The 16,422-nt window shown below is 67.4% G+C and carries 13 protein-coding genes and 4 pseudogenes; 9 read left to right on the top strand and 8 right to left on the bottom strand.

The features are described from left to right. Positions 1 to 240: 240 nt before the first annotated feature. Together BUS84_RS37225 and BUS84_RS03680 are read right to left on the bottom strand one after the other, a co-directional pair. On the bottom strand, positions 241 to 549 hold the full coding sequence (locus BUS84_RS37225; RefSeq protein WP_143728215.1) for a hypothetical protein: 309 nt from the start codon (positions 547 to 549) through the stop codon (positions 241 to 243). Then, complete coding sequence (locus BUS84_RS03680; protein WP_074308749.1) at positions 546 to 764, bottom strand: hypothetical protein; 219 nt, start codon at positions 762 to 764, stop codon at positions 546 to 548. Before BUS84_RS03680 ends, BUS84_RS37225 begins: the two co-directional genes overlap by 4 nt. Positions 765 to 1,192: 428 nt before the next feature. On the opposite strand from BUS84_RS03680, the gene BUS84_RS03685 reads away from it, so the two are divergent. Both BUS84_RS03685 and BUS84_RS03690 read left to right on the top strand, forming a co-directional pair. Beyond that, the gene (locus tag BUS84_RS03685) at positions 1,193 to 1,534 is read left to right on the top strand and encodes a hypothetical protein (RefSeq protein ID WP_074308751.1); all 342 of its coding nucleotides are present in this window, start codon (positions 1,193 to 1,195) and stop codon (positions 1,532 to 1,534) included. 288 nt (positions 1,535 to 1,822) lie between these two features. Further along, the gene (locus BUS84_RS03690; protein WP_074308753.1) at positions 1,823 to 2,365 is read left to right on the top strand and encodes an excalibur calcium-binding domain-containing protein; all 543 of its coding nucleotides are present in this window, start codon (positions 1,823 to 1,825) and stop codon (positions 2,363 to 2,365) included. A gap of 984 nt (positions 2,366 to 3,349) precedes the next feature. On the opposite strand, the gene BUS84_RS03695 is transcribed toward BUS84_RS03690, so the two are convergent. After that, positions 3,350 to 4,618 (bottom strand): low temperature requirement protein A, encoded by a 1,269-nt coding sequence (locus tag BUS84_RS03695; RefSeq protein ID WP_244298357.1) that lies wholly within the window; start codon positions 4,616 to 4,618, stop codon positions 3,350 to 3,352. A gap of 358 nt (positions 4,619 to 4,976) precedes the next feature. After that, the gene (locus tag BUS84_RS03700) at positions 4,977 to 5,906 is read right to left on the bottom strand and encodes a cation diffusion facilitator family transporter (protein WP_074308759.1); all 930 of its coding nucleotides are present in this window, start codon (positions 5,904 to 5,906) and stop codon (positions 4,977 to 4,979) included. Between the two features lie 806 nt (positions 5,907 to 6,712). Here BUS84_RS03700 and BUS84_RS03705 point away from each other — a divergent pair. Both BUS84_RS03705 and BUS84_RS03710 read left to right on the top strand, forming a co-directional pair. Then, a complete protein-coding gene (locus BUS84_RS03705; protein WP_074308761.1) occupies positions 6,713 to 7,297 on the top strand; it encodes a TetR/AcrR family transcriptional regulator in 585 nt (194 codons plus the stop codon). A gap of 31 nt (positions 7,298 to 7,328) precedes the next feature. Beyond that, the gene (locus BUS84_RS03710; RefSeq protein WP_074308763.1) at positions 7,329 to 7,871 is read left to right on the top strand and encodes a dihydrofolate reductase family protein; all 543 of its coding nucleotides are present in this window, start codon (positions 7,329 to 7,331) and stop codon (positions 7,869 to 7,871) included. A 198-nt stretch (positions 7,872 to 8,069) separates the two neighbouring features. Here BUS84_RS03710 and BUS84_RS03715 read toward each other — a convergent pair whose 3' ends face one another. From BUS84_RS03715 to BUS84_RS03725, 3 genes are all read right to left on the bottom strand, one after another. Further along, positions 8,070 to 10,007: a potassium transporter Kup gene (locus BUS84_RS03715; RefSeq protein ID WP_143728382.1), complete on the bottom strand. Its 1,938-nt coding sequence runs from the start codon at positions 10,005 to 10,007 to the stop codon at positions 8,070 to 8,072. A 456-nt stretch (positions 10,008 to 10,463) separates the two neighbouring features. After that, positions 10,464 to 11,420 (bottom strand): sulfotransferase family protein, encoded by a 957-nt coding sequence (locus BUS84_RS03720; RefSeq protein WP_074308765.1) that lies wholly within the window; start codon positions 11,418 to 11,420, stop codon positions 10,464 to 10,466. 321 nt (positions 11,421 to 11,741) lie between these two features. Next, on the bottom strand, positions 11,742 to 12,506 hold the full coding sequence (locus BUS84_RS03725) for a group II truncated hemoglobin (RefSeq protein WP_074308766.1): 765 nt from the start codon (positions 12,504 to 12,506) through the stop codon (positions 11,742 to 11,744). 194 nt (positions 12,507 to 12,700) lie between these two features. Here BUS84_RS03725 and BUS84_RS39490 point away from each other — a divergent pair, with 194 nt between their 5' ends. Further along, positions 12,701 to 12,838, top strand: a complete 138-nt coding sequence (locus tag BUS84_RS39490; protein ID WP_244298534.1) for a winged helix-turn-helix transcriptional regulator — start codon at positions 12,701 to 12,703, stop codon at positions 12,836 to 12,838. On the opposite strand, the pseudogene BUS84_RS39495 reads toward BUS84_RS39490, so the two are convergent. Then, positions 12,822 to 13,136, bottom strand: a pseudogene (locus tag BUS84_RS39495) (IS3-like element ISMyma3 family transposase); the annotation flags it as partial. The gene BUS84_RS39490 and the pseudogene BUS84_RS39495 overlap by 17 nt on opposite strands. Before the next feature lie 41 nt (positions 13,137 to 13,177). Here BUS84_RS39495 and BUS84_RS37235 point away from each other — a divergent pair. The 4 genes and pseudogenes from BUS84_RS37235 to BUS84_RS03750 all read left to right on the top strand — a co-directional run. Beyond that, a pseudogene (locus BUS84_RS37235) lies at positions 13,178 to 13,327 on the top strand (IS256 family transposase); the annotation flags it as partial. A 72-nt stretch (positions 13,328 to 13,399) separates the two neighbouring features. Then, positions 13,400 to 13,978 (top strand): annotated as a pseudogene (locus tag BUS84_RS03740) (transposase); the annotation flags it as partial. Between the two features lie 148 nt (positions 13,979 to 14,126). Next, positions 14,127 to 15,620 carry an ISL3 family transposase gene (locus BUS84_RS03745; protein ID WP_425293436.1) on the top strand — a complete coding sequence of 498 codons (1,494 nt, stop codon included), beginning with the start codon at positions 14,127 to 14,129 and terminating at the stop codon, positions 15,618 to 15,620. Positions 15,621 to 15,647: 27 nt separating this feature from the next. Continuing rightward, positions 15,648 to 16,361 (top strand): annotated as a pseudogene (locus BUS84_RS03750) (IS256 family transposase); the annotation flags it as partial. Between the last annotated feature and the right edge of the window lie 61 nt (positions 16,362 to 16,422).

The following is a 16,422-nucleotide window of genomic DNA, read 5'->3' on the forward strand; positions in this document are numbered from 1 at the left end:
TGGTCGGGAACGGGCGGAGGACAGGGGTAGGGGGACAGGTGCGGTCAGATGTCGGCCGGCAGCCAGGGCCGCCAACGCCGCGGTTAACCGCGACGAAACACCATCGACCTGGCCGACGCTACAAAAGACATGTAGACGTGTCTATAACTTTCCTTCAACTCAACCGAACTTTCGTCCGAGACGGACGAAAGTAGTTCTTCGTGCGCGGTTGCCAATGGAGTCGGTAGGCTCGCGCGCCGGTCAACCGTGAGCCGCGGGTACAGCGAAGCCGGTTCGGAGGGCGGATGCACCTGGCCCCGCTATCGGCAAGCTGTCGAAGCTCGCTGACCGGTTCGGATAGTCGTCCGGGGCTGTCATGTCACGCGCGGTGGGCGGCAGATCCGGACACCTGAACAACGTCAAGGCAGGCAGAAAGCCGGATGCCCTGTTGGTCGCATCGCTGGCCTGTGCCCACTCCAGCAACTGGTTCGGACTGCCGATCCCGCCCGCGCACAGCAGCAGCACGGCGATCACCGCAGCGCTGATCGCGGCGAGGGCGCGGGCGTTCACCGCGGCGCTCCCGCAGCCGGCCGGCGATCGCAGGGCAGCTGTGGACCGCGGTCCACGCTGGGCGGGGTCAGGCAGCCGGCGAGCCGATAGGAGGCAACACGGGTGCCGTCGCCGGTGTGCATGGCGATGGCGGCGGCGCCCCGGTCGATGAGGTAGATCCGTTCGGCGTCGAGGTGACCGGCGTGGCACAGCGGGAAGACGCTGACCTTCCGCACCCAGGATGAGCTGGCCGAGGAGAAAGGAACACCGTGGACCGGCGGCCCTTGGACGGAAGACATGCGCGGCACCGAAATGCCCGGGATTTGAGCATTCCTCCAGGTTGGTGGTGAAGCACGTACTCTACGTACGGCCGGGGCATCGAGGAATCGGTGTTCACCACCGCCGGTGTGCCGCGACCCGGCATCCCCGTCGAGGAAGTACCCATGACCGTTCCCAGATTCGACTGGTACCTGCAGCACCTTCACGAGCAGGTCATCACCACCGCCGTCAGCGCTTCCCCCGCGAAGCTGTACGAGCGTGGCCACTGGGTCCGCCCGGGGCGGCGCAGAGCCCGACCTGGGGTAGGGCGTGTCGGACCTGCTCGGGCCCGCAGCCGCGGTCGCCGACCGGACCCGCTCTCATCGCGGAAAGGGGTGAATCCTGCGTGCAGGTCTTTCAGGTCAGTCTCATCCTCTTGATCACCGCACCCGAGGACGGCTCGCTGCCGGCATTCATCGACGATCTGCGCGATCAGCTGACGCTGCTTCAGCACCGGTGGGAAGGCGTTATCGCGCCGACCGTGCGCGGCATGATCGAAACAAGCACCTGCGAGGTGACCCTGAGCGTCATGGCCGACGACATCACCACCGCCCCCATAGCCGCAGGCCGGGCAGTCGCTTACACCGCCGATCGTGCGGCGGCCTCCTGGCGGGTCGCTATCGAGCGCATCACCGTTCAGAGACCACCTCGGCCAACTACCCTCGCAGACCTGCCGCCGCTTCCCTGACCCGGCCAGGCCCGGGGTGCAGGTGCTGTCCACGCTCTCCGCCCGCATCCGCGAACCCGAACCAGGCACAGCAAATTGGACGCACATGACGCACAGCGCGACGCCGGCGCCCGACCCGGTGACGCTGCGGGTTGCTCTCACCGCGCCGAGCGCCACGGGCGCCACACCCGAGCGCCTCATCACGGTCCTCGCGACACAGGAAATCAAGAAATACTGCTGTCCGTCGGCCAGGCAACAGGCCTGGCCGACCAGATCGTCTCCTACTCGACCGGCAGAAAGTCGCCACTGATGACCCCCGAACCCCACCGGGCGCCGCAGAGTGACACCGTCCAGCTACCCATCTACCAGCCCCCGCCATCAGCCAGGAAGAAGGCGGTCCCATGGGTGATCGCCGCCTGCGTCCTCCTCAGTCTCTGCTGCTGCGGGGGTTTCATCGCCCTCAACGACGATGAACCGAGCCGCCCCTCCGCCGGAAACAGCCCCACCCAGACCGGCCCCTCCGCCGCTGCACCCCCCGACGGCGGCGCGACCGCCACCACCGACTCAAACGTCCTCCAGCAACTGCCCACACCGACACGAGCTACCCCGACCACGCCCGCGGCGCGGCCGAGCCCGTCATCAGCCCGGCCGAAGCCGACCGCCACCCACAGCACGCCACGGCCGGCGCCCACCAGTTCCCAGCCGAAGCCTCCACCCGCGCCCACGACCGACCCGCGATTCGGCACCTGCAAAGAGGCCAACACCGCCGGCTACGGCCCGTACTACCGCGGCGTCGACCCCGAGTACGCCTGGTACATCGACCGGAACAAGGACGGCGTGGTGTGCGACTGATAAGTCCCCAGCCCCGGCGCAACGGAGCAACCGAGCATCACTTGCGCCCACCGCTACGCCCTGCCGCTCCTGGCCGTACCCGAGCCGAGTGCGCGCACGGTGAGTGCGGCGAAGGCGGCGAAGGGGGCGGCGCCGGACGAGTGTAGATGTAACGCCCCACATTCCCGCGACGCCTGTAAATGATGGAAAGGTCGGGTGCGCGGCCTGACGAACGGGCGGGACCGCACCACCCCCCGCGATCTCGCCCGGCACCTGGTCCGAACAGCGCACCATCAAGCCCGTCGGGAGACATCCCCTATGGCTAATTCGACACCTCGTACCCCACCGCCGCGCTGGCCGGGCAGCCGCAACGGCGTTGCCGCACCTGCCGTCTGGAACCTGCCAACCCAGCCACTTCCCCAACGGCCGCAACGCTCGGGCGAGTGGTGGCCCTATGCGGTGTTCGGCACAGTGACCCTACTGCTCGGGTGCTTGGCGATGGTGGTCGTCCTGCTGGCCAGGTAGCCCGCGGGGCGCAGTTTCTTACCGGGCCGGAGGCTGAGGCGTTCGGCCGCTTCGGAGTGTGGGACGGAAGCCGCTACCACCTGCGGTTCTCGGACGGCCCGCAGCCGGCATAGCACCCCGTGGGATCACGGGCGCCGACGGCATCCCGTCCACGGTCGGCGCCGCTGCTGGCTGCTGCGAGGACGGGCGAGGCGGTGGTCGCGGTATACCCCCGGTCATCTCCCGCCGTTCTGGCCCGGGCGGCTCCGCGTCAAGAACCAGGCAATTCAGTCGCGGGGATGGACTGGCTGATACGGCAGGCCGCTCTGCTGGTGGTCAAACCACCTCACTGTCCGCCGGCCCGTCGCCGGTTTCGCCGATCGACCGAGACAAGGACGGCGTGGTGTGTGACAAGTCGGCCTCAGCCCGGCAAAGGCGCAATCGGTCACGACATGTCCCTCCGCTACGCCGCGCTGCTCCACCCGCGGCCCGTTACGATGGTCACCCGGGCGGCGACGGCGCCTCGGGTGGACGCCCACGTGCGCGGGCGGCGTCGGCGACAGCAATCCCGGCCAGGACCGCCGTGGCGGCGAGGGCGGCCACCAATGGCGGCACCAGGAGCATCGCCGGTGCCGCCGCGGCCAGCACGAGCAGCCCGATCGTCCGATCCCGGGACACGCGGCCGAACACCAGGTATTCGAAGAGAGCACGCCCGGCCAGGAACAGTGCGGGTCCGCCGAGGATGACGGCGACCCAGGACGGCTGTGTGTGCACGAGCGGGTGGGCGATGACAACCTCCTCGCCGACGGCGGTTACGACGATGCCGGCCACCATGACCACATGGGCGTATACCGCCAACAGGCCGACGCGGAGCGGGTCGCGGGCCGCGGTAAGGGCTGCGGCCAACAACTGACCTGCCCGATAAATGTAGATCCGCCACAGCAGCACGATGGCCGCGAACGACACCACGGCCGCCGCGCTCCGGTCAGCCTCGAATCCGCTCCTGCTCAACGCCAGCCCGGTCACCAGGATCAACTCGCCGAGCGCGATGATGAAGAACTGCCGGTAGCGCTCGGCCAGGTGCTCGCCAAGGATCGCAAGCTCTGCTGCCCTCATCCGTCCGAAGCCCGGTGTGGGCAAGAGGAGTGCGGTCGCCGTGTAATCCACCGCCACCGCCAGCGTCCACAGCGCCACACGCGCCGTGTCGTGTGCGAGAGCCCCCGCGATCCACGGCACCGCGGATATGCCGGACCAGAAGAGTAGCCGCACGAAGGCGCGCTGCGCCTCGTGGCCACGCAAAGCGATCTTGAAGTAGAGGGCCTGGCCGATCAGGATGGCGACGTACGCGCCCGCGAAAACCAGGCCCCGCTCGCCGAAGGCCTCCGGCACCGCGGCGGCCATCACCAGAGTGCCGAGCATGGACGCGATGACCAGCAGCTGTATCGACGGTCGCTGCGGGTCGAACCTGTCCGTTACTCCCGACGTGCGGGACCAGACCCACCAGAGGGCCAGCAGCAACACCAGCGTCTGGTAGGCACCGCTCCAGGTGAGATGATCCAGCAGCGCCTGGGAGAGCCGGGCGAGGGCGAGGACGAACACGAGGTCGAAGAACAGTTCCAGGAAAGCTGCCCGTGGATCCCCTGGTCTCCGCAGCAGCTCTCCTGCCGCGCTCGTCGTCATCAGGGCCGCCCGTTCTGCCGGCTTTGGGCAAAGGTTGAGGCATTCGTACCACGCTGCGGGGCGTCCGTGTGCCGACACGGCAATCGCCAAATGGCCACTCCCGGGCCTCTGTGGAGGACATCAACACCTGCAGTTCTTGATCCAGCTCTGACTCTCTCTCGCGGTGCCGTCCAAAGGGCGCAACTGGGGCGCACAGGCGACCTGATGGTGGTGCGGCCGGCCGCCAGATCAGTGAATCCGCAGCCGGTAACGTCCAAGAGCGAGGAACCTAGTCGCGGGGCCCTCCGTGCTGGAGGAGATCAAGCGGACAACCGCGGAGGTCACCACGAAGCTGATCTCCGTCGACCCCACAGGGCGGCATAACTGCCACGCAGCGCGGCGGCTGCTCGACGACGCCGACACAGCGTGCAGAACGCCGACTGCCCAGCCGCCATCAACTGCCCGCAGGTCAGGAGCCGGCGCCCGTCGGGCTGAGGAAGACGAACCGGATCGCCGGGTTAAGCGCGGTGAGCCGTCGTCTGGCGTCGTCGGCTAGGTCCTCGATGTCGGCCGCCCTGACTTGGTCGGCAAAGTCAATCTTCGCGACAACGAGAATGTCGTCGGGACCGAGCTGCAGGGTCAGCAGCTCCACGATGCCTTGCACGTTTGGCAGGGCGGCCAATTCCCGGCGAATCTCGTCTTGAATTGGCTCCCTTGCTGACCGGCCGACAAGCAGGGCGAGGTTGTTGCGGGCCAGAATGGTGGCCACCACGAGGAGCAGTACACCGATGGCGACCGATGCGATGCCATCCCAAACCGGGTCACCGGTCAGCTCGGCGAGCCCCAGGCCTGCACCGGCCAACCCCAGGCCGATCAGGGCGGCGATGTCCTCCAGGAACACCGCCTTGATGGCGGTGTTGGGCGTGCGCCGCAGGACCCTAGCTGGACTGATGCCCCAGCGCTTGGCCCGGCGCAGTACCTGCCGCACCGTGCGCGTCAGGGACACCGACTCCAGGACGAAGGAGACGACCAGCACCGCGTACGAGACGATGTAGTCTCCAGTCTCCTTGTTCGTTGCGATGACGTGCACGCCGTGGGTGATGGAGAAGCCGGCGCCGCTGACGAACGTGAAAACCGCGGCGAGCAGGGCCCAGATGTAGCTCTCCCGGCCGTAGCCGAAAGGGCGCGCGGGGTCGGCCCGGCGGCCGCCACGACGCAGCGCCACGAACAGCAGCACCTCGGTCGTGGTGTCGGCGAACGAATGCGCGGCTTCCGACAGCATGGCCGCCGAACCCGCCAGCAGACCCGCAACCACCTTGGCCACGGCGACAGCGACGTTGACGGAGCCGGCCACGATCACCGTGCGGACGCTCTGCGACTGCCCGTCCGATTCGGCCATGAAGCCAGGCTATGGGCCGGGTGTCGACCGGGCGGACAAACCGACGGGCACACGCGGTGCCCGCCGGCTGAGCCTCGGCAACGACCTCACCCTTCCGCGGAAAAGTTGTGTCGTCTCCGTGTCGTTCTATGTGGGCGAGGGGCGCTAGTGCTGGTCAGGGCGGCGTTGGCGCTCTGTAAATCCGTCTCGAAAGCTACAGAGGTTCGGATTTTCTACCCGCCACCAGGTGCGAGAACGGCCCCTGACCAGCAGAAATGCGGTCGGGGGTCATCTTGTTTGGTCCAACTGAGTCCACCCGTCACTCGCCGTCGATCACAGTCCGGGGGCGTATCGGGGGAGCCGCCGCCCACCCGGGCCGGTCCGCCGACGACGACGAGTAGCGAATGCTCGCCCCACGAGCAACCGCTTTCCCGCCTTCTTCCCGCCGCGCTCCTTCGGGGCCAATCACATCCGCACGCCGAACACGATCAGCGAGATGACAATCGCCCCGATCGTCGCTGAGACCGTGACCGGCGCCGGCGCGTCGACGAGCCGGAGGAGGCACGCCACCCCGGCGGGTCACATCAGGGCCTCAAGCACCTCGAGCATGTGCGACCCAGCTCTAAGAAGTCTCGCCGGCGCCGTCGCGCAGCTGGACCTTCTCCTGGAACGGGCCGACCTTCAGCTCGGCCTCGGCCCCCGATGTCATCGCTCCGCCCCTCGGGGTTGTTCACTCTTTCGACCGAGTAAACGAACATACATTTGTAAACGGTGCCCCGGGGAGCTAGGTTTACGAACAGACGTTCACAAACGGAGGGAGTGCGGCGTTGGCCCGACCCCGTACCACCAGCGACGAGGCGATCCTGGCCGCCACCGCCCGCGCCGTCAGCCGCCGCGGGCCCGCACGGCTGACGCTCGCGGCGGTGGCCGAGGAGGCGGGGCTGGCGCCGGCCACCCTCGTGCAGCGCTTCGGGTCCAAGCGCAACCTGCTGCTCGCCTTGGCCCGGCAGGCCGAGCAGCACACCGGCGCGGTGTTCGACCGCGCCCGCCGGGAGCACGGCTCCGGGCTCGCCGCGGTGCACGCCGCAACGGCGGCCATGGCCGCAGGCGTGCAGACCCCCGAGGAGATGGCCGGCAGCCTCGGCTTCTTGCAACTCGACCTCACCGACCCGGAGTTCCGCGCGCACGCGGCTGCACAAGCACACCGGATGCGCGCCGAGGTCACCGCCCTGCTCACGGACGCCGTCGCGGCAGGCGAACTCGCCGATGGCACCGACGTCGTGGGCCTCGCCCGCGGCGTCCAGGTCTCGTACAACGGTGCCCTGCTGCTGTGGGCAGTGGAGGGCGGTGGCTCACCCGCCGAGCTGATCCGCGCCGAACTCGACCGTCTGCTGCGCCCGCATCAGGCCTGACGACCGACCCCATCCGGAAAGGACATGATCCGTGCCCAGCACGCACCAATTCACCGTCTCCGTCTTCATCGGCATCAGCCTCGACGGGTTCATCGCCCGCCCCGACGGCGGCATCGACTGGCTCACCAGCCGCGCCGAGGGCGCCGGCGACTACGGCTACGACGCTTTCACGGCTGACATAGACACCGTCGTGATGGGCCGCGCCACGTACGAGGTGGTTACCGGATTTGGCCCACAGATGTGGCCGTACGACGGCAAGGACGTACACGTGCTGAGCACCCAACTGGACGCGCACGCCGACGACCGCATCACGGTCCACCGGGACTTCGACGAGCTGGTTGCCGGCCTCGACCTGCGCGGCGCCAAGCGCATCTACGCCGACGGCGGGCAACTGATCCAGACGTTCCTGCAGGCCGGCCTGGTGTCGGACATCACGATCACCCGAGCGCCCGTGCTGATCGGCAGCGGACTTCCGCTCTTCGGCCCTCTGAACGCCGACATCGACCTCACGCACCGCTCGACCCGCGTGCTGGGCGCCGGCTTCACACAGTCCACATACAGCGTGGCCCGCTGACGGTCCGCCCGAACAGCCCGAGGCGGCGCGCACACCGGTCAACGGACGGGCGCGCCGCTTCCAGTCGGGGTGTGAACCCAGCCGCGACCGCCACGAAGGCCACAGGAGTCTCCTCCCTCCAGATCGCGCATACGCAGCACCAACAGCCCCGCACCGGCGACGCTGGAGACAATGTCGAGGTGGTCCACGAGTGCGGGTCTAAACGGGGACTTCGGCGCTGAGGACGATGGTGAGCTCCTCCGGAAGGTGCAGGAACTCGGCGTGGCTGGCGGCGTTGTGGGCAAGGCCGATGAACAGCCGTTTACGCCAGGTGGCCATACCCGGGCTACGGGTGCAGCGCAGCGTGATCCGCGAGACGAAGTAGGAGACCTGCTCGCAGTCGATTCCTTCGGCGAGGGGGTGGGTGGCGCTGCGGCGCAGGACCTCGGGGAAGTCGGTGGGGTCCTGGAAGCCGAAGACGGCGCTGATGTGGATGATGCCGTCGTCTGGGTCGCCGAGATCGTCGATGGTGAGGCGCTGGTCCCACGGGATGTGGGGGACGTTCGCGGTGCTACCGGTGACGATGACGATCTTCTCGTGGCGTACGTGGTTGTGCGCGACGTTCGCCCGCAGCGCCAGGGGAGTGGTCTCCTTGTTCGGGTGAGGGAAAACGGCGGTGCCCGGAACCCGCGGGATGTTCGCTGCGTGCAGGGTGTCGATGAAGTCGCGCAGGGGGCCTTCGCGCTCGATGCGCCGGGCGGTGACCAGTTGCGCTCCGCGCCGCCAGGTCAGCAGGAGAGTGAACAGGACGATCGCGATGAGCAGGGTCAGCCACCCGCCGTGGGTCACCTTGGCCAGGTTCGCGGTGAAGAAGGTCAGCTCGAGGCTACCGAAGACGACCCCGAACAGCACCAGTCGCCAGAAGGGCCAATGCCACTGGACCCGGGCGACGACGAGGAACAGGGTCGTGGTGATCAGGAACGTGCCGGTGACTGCTACCCCGTACGCGGCGGCGAGGTTCGTGGATGAGCCGAACGCGAACACCACCAGCAGGACTGCCGCGAACAGGCCCCAATTCACCCCGGGCGCGTAGATCTGCCCGTACTGGTGGGACGAGGTCTGCCGGATGCGCAGGCGCGGCAGGAAGCCCAACCGCATGGCCTCCCGAGACACGGAGAACGCCCCGGAGATCACCGACTGGGACGCGATGACGGTGGCCACGGTCGCCAGGACGACCATCGGCAGCTGCGCCCAGTCCGGTAGCAGCAGGAAGAACGGGTTCTCCCGGCCGGCGGGTGCGCGCAGGATCAACGCGCCTTGGCCGAGGTAGTTGAGCGTCAAGGCGGGAAACACGATCGCGAACCAGGCCCGGCGGATCGGGGCGCGGCCGAAGTGTCCCATGTCGGCGTAGAGCGCTTCGGCGCCGGTGATCGCCAGCACCACGGCGCCCATGGCGATGAACGCGATGACGGGGTGCTCCACGAAGAACAGAACCGCATAGCTGGGGGACAGCGCGGCCAGCACGCCCGGATGACGGATCACCTCAGCCGCGCCGGCGACGCCCAGACTGGCGAACCAGAGCAGCATGATCGGCCCGAACACCGCCCCGACCCGTCCGGTGCCCCAACGCTGGATGGCGAACAGCAGGGTGAGGATCACCGCAGACACCGGGAGCACCACCACCGCCCACGCCGGGGAGATGACCTCAAGACCTTCCACCGCCGACAGCACCGAGATCGCCGGGGTGATCACGCTGTCGCCGTAGAACAGCGCAGCACCCAAGGCACCCAGCGCCAGCACAGTGGCGGCGCGCCTTTCGCTGCCCTTGAGCAGCACTCTCCCGGCAAGCGCGGCCAGGGCCATCACCCCGCCCTCGCCCTCGTTGTCGGCCCGCAGGACGAAGATGACGTACTTGACCGACACGATCAGGATGATCGACCAGAAGACCAGCGAGATCACGCCGAACACGTCCGGCGCGGTCGGTACCAGGCCACGGTCGAGGGTGAACACCGTCTTCAACGCGTACAGCGGGCTTGTCCCGATATCGCCGTACACCACGCCCAACGCGCCTAACGTCAGCCCGAGCCTCGCCGTCCGACGACCCGCAGACGCTGTCCGGGATGTCGGCTCACCGCTCTTCGCCGGCCCCTGGTTCAGGCTGGGCTGTTCGTCGTCCGCTAGCTCCGCCACCCGACAGGCATACCAACCAACACGCAACCGGCTGGGTCGTATGTCGGAATCGGTGGCGCGGGGCACCGACCTGTCGCACCAGCAGGAATGGCACCACCGCCGAGATCTCCGCTACCGCGCCGGCGGCCTGAACAGCAAGAGGTTGCCCCACCTGGCTGGTTGACGCCGACTTCGCCTGGCGTGAGGGCCGGGAGTACCGGATGGCGGACCACCAAGATCCGCGAGGCAGCCGCTAGCGCAATCACTCGCTCCGACGCCGACTCGCACGATCGGCGGCAGAACGTGCACCCGCCCAAAAGCGCGGGCTCAAAAGACGGCCGGAAGTTACGAACGAGTGGTCTGCGATGCGGTTCGGCTGAACCAGCGTTTACCGGGCGTTCGTGGGGCGCGACGCGGCGTCGTCAAGGTCCAGAGCCAGAGCCGTCACTCATATCCCATGGCCGCGATGACCTCGCCGAGTGCTCCTTCGATGAACTCGCGGGTTTCGTCGTCGAATTGGTCGTTGCGGTTTGTCAGCTTGTGCGACTGAAACGTTGACGGGGTGGCGAAGTCGTCGACGTCGAGCCGCTCGAACAGGGCGCGGCGCTGCCCGGGCCAGTCGGCTGCGAGATCTTCTGCTTTCACCTCGATGTATCGCCTGCCCGTCAGCTCGACCGTGTTCTTCCAGGTGAGCCATCGGTGGTAGACCGGCTTGAGGTAGGCGATCGCGCCGTCGACGGTGGGCGGTGCCCATGGCTGGGCCAGGTGGGACGCGAGCACTGAGACCGGGTGACGTTTGATGTGCACGATTGTCGCTTCGGGGACCAGTTCCCAGAGGAACTCCATGCACAGCAGGTTGAACGGTGTCTTCTCGCACCAGGTCGGCTTGCCCGCGTCGGCGGCTGCTCCGCCGAACATGGTGTCGATCAGGCCCCGCAAGATTCTGAGCAGTTCGCCCCGGTCGCTGAAATACCTGGGTAGTACCCGCCGGCGGCTCAGCGGCTCGAACGGCTCGGCAGGCCGGTCGGCGTTCCCGAAGCCTTCCGCGGGCGCAGGTTCGTCGTATGTGTATGCGATCAACTGCGGCCAGAGCTGTTGCACCGCGTCCCGGTAGCGTCGCTCGCCGACCAGCTCGGGAATGGTTTTGCCGCGATCGTCGCGCCGGCCGGGCACTCGTACGGTGAGGAAGTCGCTCAGCCGGTGCAGGGCGTCCTCACCGACGGTGGGGTCGTATCGATCGGTGAGCGCGTCGGCCAGGTCCCGCAGGCCACCCGGGTCGATGAGAAACCGGGTCTCCATGGGAATCCGATGGATCAGCGGATGTTCGCCGATGATGTCGGCGATCCGTGACGTTCCCGAACGACCCGTACCCGCAACGAAGATCGGTGAGGGGAAAGGCATGGCGAGCAGTCAAACTCTCAGCCCGGCGCCTGTGCAACCCATTTATCCCCTTCACCCGCTGCTACGGGCCGGACCCGCACCCGCCGCGCCGAGTGCGTGCCGCACGGCCGCCTCCAACAAGCGAGCAACGAATTATCGAAGCTTCCCAACGCGCCGCATCCCTCACACACTGATGCGCTGATCTCGACACGTGCGTATGCCCGCCGGGTCGGCATCTCGTGACACGGTGTAGCGCGGGGATCGCGGCATGTGAGGACTTGGCCGTGCTGAGAGTTGGACCATGATCAGCGACTGCTGGCACGGGGTCAGGCGGGATGCGGGTCATCCCTGGTAAGGCGGGGCAACACCCCAGCCCCAGCGTGGTACCGGTGCCTGCCGGATCGGATCTGCGTCGGGCTGGGAATTGCGTACCGCCAACCGGGTGCCCCACTCGAGGTAGCTCGTGAAGGCGGCCCGGAACTCCGGATCGTCGGGTAGGCCGACCTCGTCGGCGGCGTCCATCATCAGGTTGACCCACCGCCGACGCTGCGCCTCGCTGATTGCCTTGCCCAGGTGCTGGCCAAGCATGTGGCGGTAGCCGCCGCGCTCCAAGGTGTAGGCAGCCGGACCGCCGAAGACCTCAGCAAGCCATACCGCTACATACCGGGCGTGATCGGGGTCCATGTGCGCGAACACCGGCGCGAGTAGATCGTCGGAGCGAACCAGGCGGTAGAACGCATCGCAGAGCTTCATGAACGCGTCGGTGCCGCCGGCCCACTCGTACAAGCTCGGCGGCGCGGCGCCACCAGGGCCGGCAATCGAGGTTTGGACGTAGTGCCGCATCTCCTCGATGTCCTGGACGTACGGCTTGATCGCGGCGAAGAACTGCCCGAACACCGGGCCACCCCGAAACCCGCCCAGGTGCTCGTCTACTGATGTCCAAATGATGCGCAGCAGGTAGCAGGCGGGATCGTCCAAGCAGCGGCTCAACTCGTAGTCCACGCACTGCGGCGCAGCGCGTAGCGCGTCAGCGGCCCGCTCGTACGCGGCCTCGAAACCGTCCAGCCGCTCCTGCGGTACGCGGTACCTGATGTACTCGATGACCATGGGTACAGCCCAACACCCGCAGCGACGACAATCAAGTACGCACCATCTGGTACGTGCTTAAGGGAGCCCACGATGTCCAAGCGATACCACTGCCCGGTGGAGCTTGCCGTCGACGTCATCGGCGGCAAATGGCGCCGGTGATCCAGTCCCATCTCACGGTGGGCGTACACCGCTATGGCGAACTGCGCCGCCCGATGCCAGGGGTGGGCGAAAAGATGCTGACCCAGCGTCTGCGCGAGATGGAGGCCAACGGCCTCGTCGTGCGGCACGACCACGAGACCACCACCCTCGCGGCTCGACTCCGCCGAAGCGGGCCTTGTGCTCGTCGATGAAACTCACGAGCGTGTGTGTAGCCGGTCGAGCTCGGCCGCGAAGAAAGCCGACGCGGCCTTCCTCATTCGCCCGACGCAGCTCGGCGTTCTCCCGCTTCAACCGGCGCAGCTCCGCCGACTCATCGCTGGTGACCCCGGCGCGCCGCCCGGCGTCGACCTCGGCCTGGCGCACCCACCTACGCAGCGTCTCGGCCGACCCGATCGACTCCCACTCGGTTGCGTAGTCGCCCCGGTGCCCCAGCACCAGACGCACCGCCCGCTCCCGCAGGTCTCTCGGGTACTGCTTCGGCACGGTCAGATCCTCTCAAGCAAAGAGGTCTCTACCAGCCCGAGGCGGTTCAGGCCGCGTTGAAGTGTCTGTACCTGGTAACCAGGTCCCTGGACCCCACCGGAGCAGGCAGAACCCGATGGACGACGCGCTGGAAACCCGCGTTGAACGCCTTCGCCATCACCTTCAGCGACCGCTTCCCAGCCGCTGAAACCTACTAACCAGGGCCTGTGGATTTAAGGGTGTTTCCGGCCTGACCCGCCGGGCTTGTGCCTGGTGAGGAAGGTGCCGTGATGACGACACTGGACGACGTGACCGCGAGGAAGAAGGAACCGCAGCCGTCAGCGGAGGCAGCCGCCGCGGCGGAGCTGGTGCGCCTGGCCAAGGAACAGGGCTTGTCGCTGACCGGCCCGGACGGGCTGCTAAAGCAGTTCACCAAGACGGTCCTGGAGACCGCCCTCAGCGAGGAGATGACTGAGCACCTCGGCTATGAAAAGCGCGACCCTGCCGGGGCTGGGTCAGGCAACATCCGCAACGGGACCAGGCCGAAGACGGTGCTGACCGACGCGACGGGTCATGTCGAGATCGACGTGCCGCGTGATCGGGCCGGCACATTCGAGCCGCAGATCGTCAAGAAGCGGCAGCGCCGGCTGACCGGCGTCGACGAGATCGTGCTGTCGCTGTATGCCAAAGGCTTGACCACCGGGGAGATCAGCGCCCACTTCGCCGAAATCTACGGCGCCTCGGTCAGCCGGGAGACGGTCTCGCGGATCACCGACAAGGTGATCGAGGAGATGAACGACTGGACCGTGCGCCCGCTCGACGCTGTCTACGCGGCCGTGTTCATCGACGCCATCGTGGTCAAGGTGCGGGCTCTGTCGCCGATCTTGTGATGTGGACGGTTCCGTCGCCCGCTCGGCGCTTCGTTGATCATGTCTGGCGTGCTCGTTTGTGGAGCGGTTGCTGCCGCATCTGTCGAAGCTGTCGATCGAGGTCGTTGAGCAGCGTGAGGGCGTGGTGGTGTTGTCAGGTCGGGTCCGGGCGGCGACCGCGCGGTGCGGACGGTGCCGGCAGTGGTCGAGCAGGGTGCATGGGCGTTATCAGCGCCGCTTGCGCGATGTCGCGATAGCCGGGACTGGGTTGCTGCTGCAGGTGCAGATCCGGCGGTTTCGCTGCGACAACGCCAGCTGCCCGGCAAGGACTTTCGCCGAGCAGGTCGATGGGCTGACCGCTGCGCACGCGCGGTTGACGCCGGGGCTGCGCGACCTGCTCACGCAGATCGGCTTGGCGCTGGCCGGCCGGGCCGGTTCTCGACTGGCGTCGGTCATCGGGGCCGCCGCAGGCCGCGACACGTTGCTGCGGCTGGTCAAAGCATTACCTGACCCGCCGAAGACACCGATCACGGTCGTCGGCGTCGACGATTTCGCGTTCCGGCGGGGACGTCATTACGGCACGGTGCTGATCGATATGGTCAGCCACCGTCCGGTTGACATGTTCGACGGCCGCGACGGCGACAGCCTCGCCGCGTGGCTGCGGCAACATCCCGAAATCCAGGTGATCTGCCGCGACCGCGCCGGCGGCTATGGCGAAGGCGCCCGCTGCGGCGCCCCGGATGCGGTGCAGGTCGCGGACCGGTTCCACCTCTGGCAGAACTTGGGGCAGGCGGTCGAAAAGACCGTTAACGCCTATCGTTCCCGGCTCGTCGCGCCCGCACCGCCACTGCCAGACGAGACCATGCCCGCCGAGGTGCAGCCGCTACCCGAGAAAAAGATCGTGACCCGCCTTCGTGAGCACCACACTGCCGTTCACGAACTCGCCGCTCAGGGACTGAACAAGTCGGCGATCGGCCGCAAACTCGGCCTGCACCAGGCCACAGTCCGCAAATATCTCAACGCCGCCAGCGTCGCCGAACTGACCGCGGTCACCGAGCAACGCGCGCACCTGGTCGATGACTACATCGCCTACCTGCACCAGCGCTGGAACGACGGAGAACGCAACGCCACCCAACTGTTCCGCGAGATCAAACAGCAGGGCTACCCCGGCGGGGAACTCGCCGTCCAGCGATACCTACGCCGCTTCCGCAAAGGGCTCGGTCACGCCCCGCACCCCGGCCCGAAACCACCATCGGTGCGCCAGATCACCTCATGGATCATGACTCATCCCGACCACCTCGACCCCCGCGACACGGCCAAGCTACGCGACGTTCGAAGCCGCGACCGAGACCTGAACCGCCTGGTCAAACACGTGCGGGCCTTCGCGATCATGATGACCGGCCGACACGGCGACCGCCTTGACGCGTGGATCACCACGGTCGAGCACGACACCCTCACGCCCCTGGCGGGATTCGCCCGCAACCTCCGTCGTGATCTCGACGCCGTCCGCAACGGCCTGACCCTGCCGCACAGCTCCGGACCGGTCGAAGGCAACATCAACCGCCTCAAGATGATCAAACGCCAGATGTTCGGCCGCGCTGGCCTCGACCTACTCCGCAAACGCGTCCTACTCGCGCACTGAACGCTTCACACAACCGGCGACAGAGCCAAGGTGCGTGACGGTCAAGTCGCGAACCGGCCGGTCTACGCCGCTATCGGGGTCACCCTCGACGGGGAGAAAGACGTCCTCGGCCTCTGGGCCGGCTCGGGTGGTGAGGGCGCCAAGTTCTGGATGAGTGTCCTGACCGACCTGCGTAACCGCGGTGTCAAGGATGTGTTCTTCGTGGTCTGCGACGGGCTCAAGGGCCTGCCCGAGGTAGTCGCGAACGTATGGCCGCAGACGATCGTGCAGACCTGCATCATCCATCTGATCCGTAACACGTTCCGGCTGGCCTCGAAACGGGACTGGCCGGCGCTGCAACGCGACATCAAACCGATCTACACCGCCGTCAACGCCACCGCGGCCCGGGCTGCGTTCGACCACCTCGCCGAGACCTGGGGAACCCGCTACGGCGCGATCATCAGGCTCTGGGACAACGCCTGGCAAGAGTTCATCCCGTTCCTCGACTATGACCTGGAGATCCGCCGGGTGCTCTGCAGCACCAACGCGATCGAGTCGCTGAACGCCCGTTACCGCCGGGCGATCAAGGCCCGCGGTCACTTCCCCTCCGAGCAAGCCGCGTTGAAGTGCCTCTACCTGGTGACCAGATCACTGGACCCGACCGGGCAAGGGCGGGCACGATGGGCGATGCGGTGGAAGCCAGCCCTGAACGCGTTCTCGATCACCTTCGGCGACCGGTTCCCGGCCGCCGAAACCTACTAACCGAAGACGCCGGAAACACCTTTAGCGAGACAGACCCACTAACCAAGATCGCCGGAAACAC

This window comes from Micromonospora cremea (assembly GCF_900143515.1).
Lineage (GTDB): Bacteria > Actinomycetota > Actinomycetes > Mycobacteriales > Micromonosporaceae > Micromonospora > Micromonospora cremea.

What these genes read in the sequence shown, in the direction of transcription:
- BUS84_RS03700 (WP_074308759.1), bottom strand. Translation starts at nt 5,906, where the DNA reads ATGGCCGAATCGGACGGGCAGTCGCAGAGCGTCCGCACGGTGATCGTG.
- BUS84_RS03725 (WP_074308766.1), bottom strand. Translation starts at nt 12,506, where the DNA reads ATGGTCATCGAGTACATCAGGTACCGCGTACCGCAGGAGCGGCTGGAC.
- BUS84_RS03720 (WP_074308765.1), bottom strand. Translation starts at nt 11,420, where the DNA reads ATGCCTTTCCCCTCACCGATCTTCGTTGCGGGTACGGGTCGTTCGGGA.
- BUS84_RS03690 (WP_074308753.1), top strand. Translation starts at nt 1,823, where the DNA reads ATGACCCCCGAACCCCACCGGGCGCCGCAGAGTGACACCGTCCAGCTA.
- BUS84_RS39490 (WP_244298534.1), top strand. Translation starts at nt 12,701, where the DNA reads ATGCCAGGGGTGGGCGAAAAGATGCTGACCCAGCGTCTGCGCGAGATG.